This is a genomic window from Caulobacter sp. S45 (assembly GCF_903642205.1).
Lineage (GTDB): Bacteria > Pseudomonadota > Alphaproteobacteria > Caulobacterales > Caulobacteraceae > CAHJWH01.
This window is the reverse complement of record NZ_CAHJWH010000005.1, coordinates 1-13,610: the sequence shown is the minus strand read 5'-3', so window position 1 is coordinate 13,610 and position 13,610 is coordinate 1. Positions and strand designations below refer to the sequence as shown.

Here is a 13,610-nt window from a genome sequence, read left to right as displayed (position 1 = left end):
ACGCCTCACGCCGGCGGAGCGGGCTGCGACAGGAACCAGGCCCAGGTCCGCGCGAGGCCCTCGTGCAACGGCGTCTGCGGCCGAAAGCCCAGCACCCGTTCTGCGAGGCTGATCTGGCACCAGGTGTTCAGGACCTCGCCGGAGCGGGCCGGCCGGTAATCGACCGGGATAGATCGCGGCGCGACCACCGGCTGCATCGCTGCGATCAGCCCATTGACCGAGAGCGGGCGGCCGGACCCCAGCTGGAAGACGCCCGAACAGGGCTTGGCCAAGGCCTGCGCGATCCCGTCACAAAGATCCTCGACATAGACGAAGTCGCGGGTCTGTTCCCCGTCTCCGTAGACGATGAGAGGCTCGCCTCGAAGGATGGTCTTGAAGAAGGCCGCCACCACGCTTCCCTTGTGGAAGGACCGCGGACCGTAGACGTTGGAGAAGCGCAGCGAGACCGCGTCGAAGCCGTAACTGCCCGCAAAGGCGGAGCAGTAGCCCTCTACCGCCAGCTTGGAGGCTCCGTAGGGCGAGATCGGACGCGCGACCATCTCCTCGTGCACGGGTGGCGTGGCCTCGCCGATGATGGCGCCGCCAGTGGAGGCATTGATCAGCCGCCGCACGCCAGCTCGACGCATCGCCTGGAGCAGTCCGAAGGTCCCCTGGACATTGACGTCGAAGTTCAGGCCGGGCTCCGCAATGGAGTCCAGCACGCGCGTATCGGCGGCCAGGTGGACGACGGCGTCCACGCCGGGCAGCACCCGATCTAGCAGGTCCAGGTCGCGGATGTCGCCGTGGATGAACTCGCCGCTGAACTCGCCGAGGTGCTCGCGCCGGCCGAGAGTCTCGTTGTCGAGCACCACCACGTCCACACCGCCCCGCTCCTCAAGCCGACGCAGGAGGTTGGCGCCGATGAAGCCGCAGCCTCCGGTGATGAGCACCTTCAAAGCATGAACCGCCTTTTCTTCGGAGAGGCCAAAATGCGGATGACGCGGCCCTCTGAATAGACCGGGGACCGCAGCAGGGGCAGCCCGCTGTCGGCGACCACCACGTCGATCCGGTGCGATCCCTCGGCGGTGACGGCCTTGGGCAAGGTGACGTTGAAGCCATGCTCGCCATCGCCGACCCCACGATGGCGGAGGTCATCCCGATAGCGGTCCGCCCGCAAGCGCGCCATCAGCTCGCCATCCAGGAACACCGCCACGTCCACATGACGGTCGGCCTGGCTGGGTCGCCACGCCCAGCCGTAGAGCACGCCGTTGTCGCTGGCGTCGCAATAGCCTTCCACCTCGGAGTGGGCCAGTTCCGCCCCGCGCGCGGGCAGATCCAGTTCCGCCAGCACCAGGCCGGACTCCGCCACCCGCAGCGCCACGTGCCGACCCGCCGCGCGACGGAACTTGGAGAGGGCGGTCTCGGGCAGCGCAATCGCGAAACCATGCCGCCGCACCTCGCGCGGCTGCCCCAGTATGACCGAGAGAGGCCGGTCGGCGGTCTGGGTGGTGAGGCGCCCGTCGAGTTCCACCTCGACCTTGAGCGTACGGTTGAGCGCGCCGAAATCGCACGCCCAGCCGTGGAGGACGTCGTCGCGAAGGCCGAGGAAGTGGCCGAACATATTGCCCTCGCGAACCACGCCGGTGAGACCTTCCAGCCGGGTCCACGGCGGGGGTGGAACCTCGGCTGGGGCTTTGCGCGCCACGGCCCGAGGCGCCTCGGCGGTATCCAGCAGCCGCATGAGCCCGGCGCCATCGCGAGGCTTGGCCCGCTTGGAGGCCGGCGGCCGGGAGGGCTCGCCGGTCGTGGACATCAGCCGCCCGAGCAGGGAGTCGACCTGGCGCACCGCCTCGGTCTCCTTGGGTCGCTTCCAGCCCCGCGGACCACCGCCTCGCACCTGCAGGCCCTTGCTGGCCAGAAGCAGGTCGCGCAGGCTGAGCGGGGCGGCGGCGAGCTTCGGCCGAATGGCCCTGAACTGGCTGGTGGCCAGATCATAGCCCTTGCGACTGAGCCACTCCGGATCCCAGGGCTCAACCGCGCCCAGCTCGATCAGGGCGGTTTCGCAGACCACGCCCGAGAGCTGGGCCTTCAGCACGAATTCGTAATCGTGGCAAAGCACGCGATAGTCGGTCGTGAAACCGCCGAGCGAGGCGAAGGTCTGCCGGGCGACGAACAGCGGCAGCTGGGTGACATCGTTGCGGAAGAAGCCGTCGGTCGTGCTGCCGAGAACAAGCGCCTTCAGTATGCCGCCGCCGTCGGCCGCCGCGCCTGCGGGCTCGACGCGATAGAAGTAGTTGAGGACCTTGGCTGAACTCGAGGCCGCGACCTTGCCGAGCGCGCCGATCGCCTGCGGCTTCAAGGTGGCGCCGTCCCAAAGGAACAGCAGGAAGTCGCCTACGGCCGCTTCAGCCAGCTGATTGAACGCGCCGCCTGCGTCGAGGTCGAAGGCTTCCTCCACCTTGGCCGGGAAGGGCAGGTTCGCCGCCAGGGCTTCGGCGCGCTGGAACGCAGCCGCGTCGTCCGCATCCACCGCGATCCTGACCTCGCATGGCAGGACTTCCTGGGCGGCGAGGCTCTCCAGGCTTGCGCGCAAGGCCTCGTCGCGGCCGGTATAGTACAGGCACACCGAGACCTTGGGGCTGGCCTCCTCGTGCTCCAGCGGGCGCGTGGGGGCGATCAGCCACTCCAGCAGGCCGCCCCCGAGGGACCGATGGAAGTCACGCCAGACCTCCAGGTTGTCTTCATTGTGGAAGCTCGGCCGCGGTATGTGGCCCCCCCGCTCCAGCGCGACCTTCAGCTGATCGCCGAGCGAACGCGGATTGGGCTCGCAGAGCACCTCGCTCCAGTCGCGGCGGTCGATCAGCTCCGCATTGCCGCCGACCGCCGTGGCTACGCAGGGCACCTGGCAGATGGCGGCCTCGTAGATGGCCATGGAGGAGTTCTCGATCACCGACGGCATGACCGCCAGCCGCGCGCCACCGAGCAGGTAGTCGATGGCTTCGTACTGCTGGTATTCCGACAGCACCTGTATCTCGACGGGCCAGTCGCGTGTCTCGTCTTCGATGTATTCCAATATGGTCTGGTCCGGCCGCGCCGTCAGCTTGGCGCCGGGCTTGCCCATGAAGGTGATCTTTGGCGGCAGGGCCACGCCCATGCGCCGCAGCCGCTTCACCGCCTGGCAGAAGATGAAGAGGCCCTTGCGGGCCTCCAGGCGCCCGAAGAAGACGATCTCGTCGATCGGCGTGCGCTGCCCGGGCGTGAGCGAGCGATGGCTCATCAGCGGCGAGAGCTTGTCGAAGCTGGCCACGTTGGGCTGCACGAAGGTGCGCCGCCGAGGGATGTCGTAGCCCTGGCTGGCCATCCAGCGCAGCAGGTGCAGGCTGCCGCCGATGACCATGTCGGCCAGTTCCACGCTCTGGCGCTCGGCATGCACCTTGGCGAGGTCCTCGATGCGCTCCAGAGGCTGGGAGCCATAGAGCCGGTTCCACATCCAGGGCGAGGAGGTCTTCACCACGAACAGCGTCTCCGCGAACGCCAGTCCCTGGCGCTTGGCCAGCAGGCTCAGATAGGCCGAACCCCGCCATTCGGAGACGTGCACCACGTCCATGGGTGTCGCGAGCAGAAAACGGAGCATGTTGTAGGGCGCCTGGAGCCACCGGTCCGAGCTGGTGCGGAACTGGTCGGCGGCGGCGTAGTTCGGGACCGGGACGAAGCGCACGCCCTTCTCGGCGTAGTAGTTGATCCAGTGCTCGATACTTTCGGTCTCCACCTCCCTTCCCTTGAGATAGAGGATCGTGGTGTCGTGGCCGAGCGACGCCAGGAGTTCGGCCAGGGCGGCATAGGTGGTGCCGATCCCGCCGTTGCGGACAGGGCCGACGATATCCTCGGTGGCGATGCAGATGCGCAGCGGCCGAAAGGCCCCGTCCATCCGGGGTAAGGAGTTGAGGCCCGGAAACTGCAGGCTCCATGCATCCGCCACGCGCGGGATGAGCCGGTCGATCGAGCCGATGGCGTCCGGCGCGCAGAGCAGCCGTTCAAGCTCGCTGACGTGGACCTCCGCATGGGAGGCGTCAGCGCCGGTAAGGAGACCATCGATGGAAGCAGTCATAGCGAGTCCCGGCTTAGGCCGCCCGCGCCCTGGCGGCAACCTGCTTGGACCCACCCCAGCGACCCAGCGCCGCGTCAGCGTCAATTTGCATCGTGTGCTCAGCCATCAGCCGAAATCTCAAGGTTTGAGCCGCGGGCGAGCTCGGTCAACGCACGCGTCCGTTCAGGTCCGATCCAGCGCTGATCCTGCAGCATCAGGCGGGTGGCGCCCAGTCGGCGCAAGAGTTCAGCTGCCTGAGCTGGACGGCGCAGAACATCCAGCGCGGGCAGATTGGGCATGACGGGAGCTGAAGGACTAAAGAGAAGCAGTTCGCCCCGGGTGGGATCAAAGACCAGCTGGAGTCCGCCCGTTTCGCGCCGCTCCCGTACACAATGCAGGGCCGTTCCAGCTGGGTAGCGCGCCTTTTGCCGCAGGACATCCGCATCGAGGCGGAGCGCGGCCAGGGGATCGCGGGCGATGAAATCGTCCACCTGCGAGCGATAATGGGGATAGCGGGCCGACAGTATCTTCAATCCGGCCGCGACAAGGCCCGGCCGACGCGATCCAAAGCTGGCCGCTCCGTGATGGGCCACGAAGGTGTCGGCGGCGACCATGTGCCGCCAGCCCCCGGCGGCGGCGCGCAGGCAGAAGTCGTTCTCCTCGCCATAGCCGTGCGGAAAAGCCTCGCCGTCCAATCCGCCCGTCTCCGCCAGGCAGGCCCGGGTGATGTACATGCAGAAGCCGACGGCCGTGGGCGCCTCCAGGGGAGCATGGCTCCGGCTCGCGAAGATGCCGTCGAGCGCCGCCCAGCCGAGCTCCAGCGGCGCGGGGTTGTCGCGCAGCTGGATCGGGTAGGAGAGGATAGTGGCCGAGTTGGACAAGGGCGTCACCGTTCCGACCCGCGCGTGTGAGCGGGCGACCCGATGCAGCCGGTCCAGCCAGCCGTCGAAAACCTCCGTGTCACTGTTCAGCAGGACGACGTCGCAGCCTGCGCAGGTTTTCAGACCGAGGTTCACGGCCGCGGAGAAGCCAAGGTTGGTGTCGCTGGTGACCAGATCGATGCGGGCGATCTGCGCCAGCGCCGCCAGTTCCGCCCGAAGCTGCGGGTCGGACGAGGCGTCGTCCACCACCAGAACCCGGTGGGGAAGCTCGCAGGCGGCGCTCAGGAGGCTGCGCAGGCATAGCAGCGTCTTCGCTCGGGCGTCATGCACCGGCACGATCACCCAGACCTGCGGAGGGGCGGCGGTCTTTGGCTGCAGGCTTGCGATCCAGCTCGGGTCCGGGCCATCGCCCTCGAGCTCGAGCTCGGGTCCAGCAGACCAGCGGTTCTCCCAGCGGCCCCGCTGCAGGTAATGGCGGATGGGGTCGCACCCCTGCAGCCTCAGGTCGGGATTGGCCTGCAGGTATGCGGCCGGATCGAACCCGACCAGCGCCGCCTCCGGGTGGCGACCCCGGACGGCGAAATAGGTCAGCAGGTCATCCCGACCGCCTAGCCCGCTCGCGGCGCGGTAGCGCGCGGCGTCGAACCGGGGCTGGGCCGCCTGCACGGCCGGGGAAGGCTCCCGCAGATAGTGGAGCGCGCAGGCCAGGGGAGTGGCCTGCGGACGGGCGAGTGAGCGGGCATAGGCTGCAGCGTCGAACAGCCCGGAGCGCAGCAGGCGGTCCGCCAGGCTCCGCATCAGCGGCGCGGCGATCCCCGCGCGCGCGAGGGCGGGCCGCTTGCGCCGGAGGCGCTCGGCCAGGACCGGCACGAGGCGTCGCAACCGGACGGCCATGCTGCGGAAACTTCTGGAGCGCGGCGGCAAGGACCTGCTTTCCCCGAACCAACTCGACGTGCGGCGGTGTACCACTGGAGCCCGTTCCAGGCGCAGCCTATGTGTGTCGCGGGGAGGCGGGTTCTGCGGCATCGTCGGATCATGGGGGCGAGCGGGTCAGGGGGACTGGACCGCTGGAGCCGTCCGGCGACCCAGCGCCTGGTCCGGTCGTGGCGAGGTCTTGTTCGGGACTTGGTGTTCGGCCGGCCACCCTGGCTTCGCGCGCGGCTGCGAGCGATCCACGCGCGCGACCTTCGCCTGCTGGAGCCTTGTTTCGAGCCGGACTTCTACCTTCTGCAGTTCGACAAGGCTCGGTTCGCCGCAATGGCGGCCCGGGACCCGGCCTTGCATTACCTCCTGCTCGGACACCGCCAGGGCTTCTCGCCGGCCCTGCACTTCGATCCGCGTCACTACCGCCAGTCCAGCCGCGGCGTCCCGCCGGGAGCGCCCTACCTGCATTATCTGAGGACGGGTCGCAGTGCGGGACGGGAGCCGGCGCCCTCGCTCGCCCTGGTCGGGACGCCCGATCGGCCGGCGGCCCTGATCCTGGACCATGCCCGGGGCGGCGGCAGCACGGGATATCTCGATCACTACTCGGCCCGCCTCGTCGCGGAGGGTTTTCGCCCGCTGCGGACCCGCCGGATCGGCGCGCGGCGGCCGCTGTATGTGATCGCCGACGCAGACGGGACGCAGCGCTCTCAACTGCTGTCGAAGGACAGCGCCGACCTGATGGCGTCCCTTCGCGTCGAACGCGTGGTGTTCAACCACCTGATCGACCTCCCGCCGGGCGCCTTCGCCTGGGCCAAGGCGTGGGCGTCCGGCCTGGGACTGGAGTACGAGGTCCTGCTGCACGACTATTATCTGGCCTGTCCGCGCGTGAACCTGGTGGATGCGGAAGGCCGCTTCTGCGATCTGCCGGACCGAGCCTGTGCAGGTTGCCCGGGAGGCGCGGCGAGGCAGTCATGGCGGGCGGGAGCGAACGAACTGCTCACCGGCGCCGTGCGGGTCAGTGCGCCGAGCACTGATCTGGCGACTCGCCTGCAGCGCGTCTTCAAAGACGTCGCGATCGAGGTCTGGGAGCCTGAGGCGGACCCGGCGACGCTCCCGGCAAGGCCTCGCCTGCTCGCCGGAGAAGCCCTGCACCTGGTCATTCTCGGCGGCCTCAACCAGCCCAAGGGCTATGACGTGGTGCTTCGGCTCGCCCGCCGCATACGGCTCACCGGCGCGCCGATCCGACTGACCCTGCTCGGCGACAGTTCGGGCGCACGCGCCCTGCGCCGCGAAGGCGTCGCCGTGCACGGGCGGTATGCCGAGGGTCAGGTGGCCGAGCTGCTGGACCAGATAGCGCCCCACGCCACCTTCTTTCCGGCCATCTGGCCGGAGACCTGGTCGTTCACCCTGACCCACGTGCTGCGCCACGGCCTGTTCGCCATCGCTTTCGACATCGGCGCCATCGCCGCCCGGCTGCGCCGGCTCTCCACCGGACGATTGCTGCCCTACGCTCTGCACGAGGACGCCTCCGCCCTGCTGGACACGCTCATGGCGCTCCGGGCCGAGTTCCTGCAGGACGCGGAGCGGTGACGCCGGTTTCGGGCTCGCGACGGGCCAAGGTCGGCGTCTTCTCGCGGAAGCTGCTTCGCACGCCCGGACTTTCGGTTTTCCTGGAGCCCTGGGGCGAACCGGTCGGCATGGTCGGACGCGGCGTGGGCGAGCTTGCGGCGATCGCCGGCTGGGGCCATCGCCCCACCGCGTCCCGCGCCCGGAAGGAGGCGGCCCGGCTGGGTCTGCCCTATCTGGCGCTTGAGGACGGCTTCCTGCGTTCGGCCGGCCTGGGCGTGACCGGCGCGCAGCCCTGGAGCCTGCTGGTCGACGACGTGGGCGTCCATTACGACGCCTCCACGCCCTCCCGTCTGGAAGCCCTGATCGAGGCGGGGCTCGAACCGGGCCCCAACGCCCTCGAGCTGCTCCAGCTGGTGCGCGCCGAGCGGCTGACCAAGTACAATGAGGACGCGCCACTCCACGGCGGAAGCAAAACCTCCACGCCTTCGACCGTGTACGTGCTGGACCAGACCCGCGGCGACATCTCCGTTTCCGCCGGCGGGGCCGGCGTGGAGACGTTCGAGGCCATGCTCGACGCCGCCATAACCGAGAACCCCGGCGCGCGCGTGCTCGTCCGAACCCATCCGGACGTCATCGCCGGGCGACGCCGCGCCTATCTGACCGAGCTGGCCCACCGGCGGGGCGTGGAGCTCGACTCGCAGGGGGCGAACTGGCCCGAGCAGGCTCGCCGGGCGTTGCGCGTCTATACCGTCACCAGCCTGGGGGGCTTCGAGGCCCTGGTCGCAGGCGCGGCGGTAAGCTGCTTCGGCCTGCCCTTCTATGCCGGCTGGGGCCTGACGCAGGACCACCTGGCGAGCGCTCGCCGCCGGGCCCGGCCAAGCCTGGAGCAGGTCTTCGCCGCCGCCTACCATCGCTATCCCCGTTACCTCGATCCCGTCCGGGGCGTCGCCTGCGACGGACTGATCACGGGGCGCCGCCTGGTCGCCGCCCGCCGCAGGCCCGGGCGAGAGCGGATCGTGGCGCTCGGACTGCAGCATTGGAAACGCCCCCAGCTCCTGCCCTTCCTCCAGCGGGCGGCCCGCGAGGTGCGCTTCCAGGGATCGGAGCGGCGCGCCCTCGGCTGGGCGGCGCAGGCTGGCGCGGCGGTGGCGGTCTGGGCGCCTCGGGAGCCTGCCGGGCTGGCCGACCGGGCGGGCGGGCTGCGCCTGCCCTTGCTGCGGATGGAGGACGGCTTCCTTCGATCCCTCGGGCTCGGGTCCGACTTCCGCCAGGCCGTGTCTTTCGTCCTGGACGATGTCGGCATCTATCACGACACCCGTGCTGACAGCCGTTTGGAGCGGATCCTGGCGGAGACGACGTTCACGCCGGCGCTGCTCGAGCGAGCGGCCCGGCTGCGCGGCCGGCTGGTCGACACCGGCCCTGGCAAGTACGACCTGGCCGGCGTCGCGCACGACTTCATCCCCGACAGCCGGCGTGTCGTGCTTGTTCCAGGTCAGGTGGAGACGAACGGCTCCATCCGATGGAGCGCGCCTGGCCTCTCCCGCAACCTCGACCTGCTGCGCGCCGTCCGCGCCGCGCACCCCGATGCGCGCATCCTCTACAAGCCCCATCCGGAGGTGGAGAGCGGCCATCGGCCGGGCCGGGTCCCGCGTGCGGACGCCGTGGCCGCCGCCGACATGGTCCTGGACGGCTGGAGCGCATCGGCGGCGCTGCAGGTCGCCGACGAGGTCCACACCCTCACCTCTCTCCTGGGCTTCGAAGCGCTGCTGCGAGGGCGCAAGGTGGCGACCTACGGCCTTCCCTTCTATGCCGGCCTCGGCCTCACCCAGGACAGCCTGGCATGGCCGCGCGCCAGGCGGCCCTTGGTCCTGGACGCCCTGGTGGCGGCGGCGCTGCTGCTCTATCCGCTCTATGTCGATCCCCGGACGGGCCTGCCGATCGAGGCGGAGGACGCCGTAGACCTGCTGCAGCAGGGCGCGCCCGCAAAGATGCAGGCCGTGTGGAACGCCGGGCGCCTGCTAGGCTGGGCCCGGCTCGTCCTGCGAGGATAGCCGCCACCAACCTTCCGCTCCGGCGGGCTCCACCAGGGGCCTGGCCCGCGACCTTTCCTCCGACAGCACTTGGCGGTTCAGCGCCGCCAGACGGCGCAGCCGGTCCGGAGACCCGGCCAGCGCCGTCAGCCCTTCGATCCAGGCGTTCGCGTCCAGGGGCAGGTGCATGCCCTCCTCCCGCTCCGCCCGGGTCACGCCATAGATCTCCGCGTCAGACACGACCAGGGCGGCCCCCACCCGCGCCGCGTCGATGCGCTTGACCGCCGCCCGGGCCTGGTTGGCGCGTCCCGGGAGCAGCGGCGCCAGCAGCAGGTCCAGCGCCCCGTCCAGCTGTCGCGCCTTGTATTCGGGCCAAGGCCTCTGGGGCGCCACGTGGACCCGCGGATGGTCCCAAAACCGAGCCGCCGAACCGTTGGCCACCACCTCGACCTGCAAGCCGGGCGTCGCGTCCAGGACCGCCCGAACGATCGGTGCAAGCCATCGGTGTTCGGCGACGTGGACGGCTGTGGCGTGGAAGCCGAATTTCGGCGCCTCGAAGTGTCCCGAAGACCGGAGACGCAGCTCGTCAGTCCCCGCCAGCGGCGGCAGCACCACGGGCCCACAGCCGGCGAACCGCTCCGCCAGCACAGGGGTGGAGACCATCAGGCAGTGCAGCCGGCGCGCCAGGCTCGGCCACTGCGAGGGCCCCCAACGCCAGACCCGTCGGCGGTAGGCGGGGGGCGTGGCCGGGTCGATGGCCAAGGCTGCCAAGTCGTCATCCAGGAACAGGGCGCAGGCGGATGGCGGGCGGCGCTCCAGCCGCCCCAGCCAGCTCGCGCTGACGTAGCGGCAGAACAGGACCAGGGCGTCGTCCAGGGCGTCGTCCTTCAGCGCCCAGGGCCGCCGAAGCTCGGCCAGCGTGACGTCCAGTCCAGTCGCGGCGGCGAGCCGAGGCGCCAGATAGTAGTCGAACGAGGGGTTCGGCCCATTGCAGACCGCCACCACACGGCGGAAGGGTGCGGACCGACCGCTCGCCCTCAGCCTTGATGCGATCCCATACGGGGCCGACGATGCGGATTTGCGGTCCAATCCCGCCCGCCGACCCGCAACCCCGTCGCCGAGGCTCAGACGATGCGCTCGCCGTGGCGTGGACCCGCATCCAGAAGCGCCGACCGCCGACGCTCCGACAGCTGCAGGTGGAGCCTGTTGATCTTTTCGCTCGCGGTGGCCTGGAACAGATGCGGCACGATGGCGTGGACCAGGCAGGCCACAAAGGCCCCCAAGAGGACCGCCGCCACCCCGAGCGCCGCCCGTTGATGCTCGAAATAGGTCTCGCCTACCGAGCGCGGGTGGGAGAGAAACAGCCTTTCCAAACCCAGGCTCCTTGATTCTGCGTTGAACACTAGCCGACTGGTGGTGCAAGTCGACCCCACAGATGGCCGCATGCCGCCGGCGCACGCGTCCTTAAGGAAGCCGACTCCACCCATGCCCGTCGCCACCAAGATCTGCGGCCTATCCACGCCCGAGGACGTCCAGGCGGCTGTGGAGGGGGGAGCGGCCTATGTGGGGTTCGTGTTCTTCACCAAGAGCCCGCGCAACCTCGCGCCCGCACAGGCGGCCGAACTCGCCCGTCCCGCGCGGGCCGCGGGGGTGAAGGCGGTCGCGGTGACGGTGGAGGCATCGGACGCCGAGCTGGATGCGATCATGGCCACGCTCGCGCCCGAGTTGATCCAGCTGCACGGAAACGAGACGCCTGCGCGGGTGGCCGGGGTGCGGGCGCGCACCGGGGTCGGGGTGATCCGGGCGCTGCGGGTGTCGGAGCCCGCCGACCTGGAGGCCGCGCGGGCGTTTGAGGACGTGGCCGACCAGCTGATGTTCGACGCCAAGCCATCTGCGGACGCAATCCTGCCCGGGGGCAACGGGGCAGGATTCGATGCCTCGATCCTCGCTGGGTGGACCTTCGCATGCCCCTGGTTCCTGGCGGGGGGGCTGGAGGCGGGCAACGTGGCGGCGGCCGTGGCGGCGTCGGGGGCCTCCCGGGTGGACGTTTCCTCTGGCGTGGAGCGCGCTCCGGGCGTTAAAGACCCTGCGTTGATCCGGGCCTTCCTGGAGGCCGTCCGCAGAGCCTGAGGACGGCGGCGGATCGCCCGGAGGCCCCGCGGGTTCCCAAGAGCATGAACGCACCGATCAAGCCCACGCCTGCGATGCGGCCGAACGACTACAGCGCCTATCCCGACGCTCGAGGCCGCTTCGGCGAGTTCGGCGGCCGCTACGTGGCCGAGACGCTGATGCCTCTGGTGCTGGAGCTGGAGCGCGAATACGCCCGGGCCAAGACCGACCCGGCCTTCCAGGACGAGCTGCGAGGCTTCCTCACCCACTATGTCGGGCGCCCCAGCCCGCTCTACTTCGCCGAGCGACTGACGCAGCATTTCGGCGGGGCGAAGATCTACTTCAAGCGCGAGGAGCTGAACCACACCGGCGCGCACAAGATCAACAACTGCATGGGCCAGATCCTGCTGGCGCTCCGCATGGGCAAGACGCGCATCATCGCCGAGACCGGCGCCGGCCAGCACGGTGTCGCCACCGCCACCGTCTGCGCCCGCTTCGGCCTGCCGTGCTTCGTCTACATGGGCGCGGTCGACGTGGAGCGGCAGAAGCCCAACGTGTTCCGCATGAACCTGCTGGGGGCGACCGTGACGCCGGTGACCAGCGGGGCGGCGACCCTGAAGGACGCCATGAACGAGGCCATGCGCGACTGGGTGACCAACGTCCACGACACCTACTACATCATCGGCACCGCCGCGGGCCCCCATCCCTATCCGGCCATGGTGCGCGACTTCCAGTCGGTGATCGGGAGCGAGACGCGGGCCCAGATGCTTGAGGCGGAGGGCCGGCTGCCGGATGCGGTGGTGGCCTGCGTGGGCGGCGGCTCCAACGCCATCGGCATGTTCCACCCCTTCCTGAACGACGAGGGCGTGCGGCTGGTGGGCGTGGAGGCGTCCGGCCACGGGCTGCACACCGCCAAGCACGCCGCCTCGCTGACCGGCGGGCGGCCGGGGGTGCTGCACGGCAACCGCACCTACCTGCTGCAGGACGAGGACGGACAGATCGCCGACGCGCACTCGATCTCGGCGGGACTGGACTATCCCGGCATTGGGCCCGAGCACGCCTTCCTGTTTGACGTCGGCCGGGCGGAGTACCGCGACTGCACCGACGCCGAGGCGCTGGAGGCGTTCAAGCTGTGCGCCGAACTGGAGGGGATCATCCCGGCGCTGGAGACGGCCCACGCCATCGCCAAGCTGGGCGATCTGGCGCGGGAGCTGGGGAAGGATGGCCTGATCGCCGTGTCGCTCTCCGGCCGCGGCGACAAGGACATCTTCACCGTCGCCGCCGAGTTGGGGCGGACCATTTGACCAACCGCATCGACGTGCGCTTCGCCGCCCTGAGGCGTGAGGGGCGCGCCGCCTTCATCGCCTACGTCATGGCGGGCGACCCGGACCGCGCGACCTCGCTGGATATCCTACGCGGCCTGCCCGGGGCGGGGGCGGACATCATCGAACTGGGCTTTCCCTTCTCCGACCCCATGGCCGAGGGCGTCCCCATCCAGCGCGCCGCGCAGAGGGCGCTCGCCGGCGGCATGCGGCTGAGGGGCACGATCGAGCTGGTGCGCGACTTCCGCCAGGGCGACAACGCCACGCCCATCGTGCTGATGGGCTATCTGAACAACCTGGAGGCCTATGGCTTCCCCCGCTTCGCCCGCGATGCGGCGGAGGCGGGGGTGGACGGCCTGATCGTGGTGGACTGCCCGCCGGAGGAGGCCGACCCCCTGTCCGACGCCCTGGAGGCGCAGGGGATGCACCTCATCCGCCTGGCCACCCCCACAACCGACGCCGAGAGGCTGAAGGTGGTGGCGCACCGCACTGGCGGCTTCGTCTACTATGTCTCGGTGGCGGGGGTAACCGGGGGCAAGGAGGCGGACGCGGCCTCCGTCGCGCCGGCGGTGGAGCGGGTGCGCGTGGCCACCGGGCTGCCGGTGGCGGTGGGCTTCGGCATCCGCACGCCCGAGCGCGCCGCCGCCATCGCCCGAGTGGCGGATGCGGCGGTGGTGGGCTCCGCCCTGGTCGATGAGATCGTGGCGGC

At 70.1% G+C, this 13,610-nt stretch carries 10 protein-coding genes; 5 read left to right on the top strand and 5 right to left on the bottom strand.

What is annotated here, in order from left to right; genetic code table 11:
* Positions 1-5: 5 nt before the first annotated feature.
* The 3 genes from HUV06_RS01235 to HUV06_RS01225 all read right to left on the bottom strand — a co-directional run bounded on the left by HUV06_RS01235 (position 6) and on the right by HUV06_RS01225 (position 5,841).
* Positions 6-929: an NAD-dependent epimerase/dehydratase family protein gene (locus HUV06_RS01235; protein ID WP_254600817.1), complete on the bottom strand. Its 924-nt coding sequence runs from the start codon at positions 927-929 to the stop codon at positions 6-8.
* A 2-nt stretch (positions 930-931) separates the two neighbouring features.
* Complete coding sequence (locus HUV06_RS01230; RefSeq protein ID WP_174299448.1) at positions 932-4,087, bottom strand: glycosyltransferase family 4 protein; 3,156 nt, start codon at positions 4,085-4,087, stop codon at positions 932-934.
* A gap of 98 nt (positions 4,088-4,185) precedes the next feature.
* Positions 4,186-5,841, bottom strand: a complete 1,656-nt coding sequence (locus HUV06_RS01225) for a glycosyltransferase family 2 protein (RefSeq protein WP_174299447.1) — start codon at positions 5,839-5,841, stop codon at positions 4,186-4,188.
* 234 nt (positions 5,842-6,075) lie between these two features.
* Between HUV06_RS01225 and HUV06_RS01220 the strand changes: the two genes are divergently transcribed.
* Complete coding sequence (locus HUV06_RS01220) at positions 6,076-7,461, top strand: hypothetical protein (protein ID WP_217433582.1); 1,386 nt, start codon at positions 6,076-6,078, stop codon at positions 7,459-7,461.
* The gene (locus tag HUV06_RS01215; RefSeq protein ID WP_174299445.1) at positions 7,458-9,491 is read left to right on the top strand and encodes a capsular polysaccharide biosynthesis protein; all 2,034 of its coding nucleotides are present in this window, start codon (positions 7,458-7,460) and stop codon (positions 9,489-9,491) included. Before HUV06_RS01220 ends, HUV06_RS01215 begins: the two co-directional genes overlap by 4 nt.
* Here HUV06_RS01215 and HUV06_RS01210 read toward each other — a convergent pair.
* Together HUV06_RS01210 and HUV06_RS01205 are read right to left on the bottom strand one after the other, a co-directional pair.
* Complete coding sequence (locus tag HUV06_RS01210; protein WP_174299444.1) at positions 9,459-10,472, bottom strand: hypothetical protein; 1,014 nt, start codon at positions 10,470-10,472, stop codon at positions 9,459-9,461. The two genes, HUV06_RS01215 and HUV06_RS01210, sit on opposite strands and share 33 nt — an antisense overlap.
* A 122-nt stretch (positions 10,473-10,594) precedes the next feature.
* Positions 10,595-10,843: a DUF6356 family protein gene (locus HUV06_RS01205; RefSeq protein ID WP_174299443.1), complete on the bottom strand. Its 249-nt coding sequence runs from the start codon at positions 10,841-10,843 to the stop codon at positions 10,595-10,597.
* A 112-nt stretch (positions 10,844-10,955) separates the two neighbouring features.
* Here HUV06_RS01205 and HUV06_RS01200 point away from each other — a divergent pair, with 112 nt between their 5' ends.
* From HUV06_RS01200 to trpA, 3 genes are all read left to right on the top strand, one after another.
* A complete protein-coding gene (locus HUV06_RS01200) occupies positions 10,956-11,600 on the top strand; it encodes a phosphoribosylanthranilate isomerase (protein WP_174299442.1) in 645 nt (214 codons plus the stop codon).
* 44 nt (positions 11,601-11,644) lie between these two features.
* Complete coding sequence (gene trpB / locus HUV06_RS01195; protein WP_174299441.1) at positions 11,645-12,883, top strand: tryptophan synthase subunit beta; 1,239 nt, start codon at positions 11,645-11,647, stop codon at positions 12,881-12,883.
* The coding region (gene trpA / locus HUV06_RS01190) for a tryptophan synthase subunit alpha (protein WP_174299440.1) at positions 12,880-13,610 on the top strand (731 nt) is incomplete at its 3' end. The genes trpB and trpA, both read left to right, overlap by 4 nt.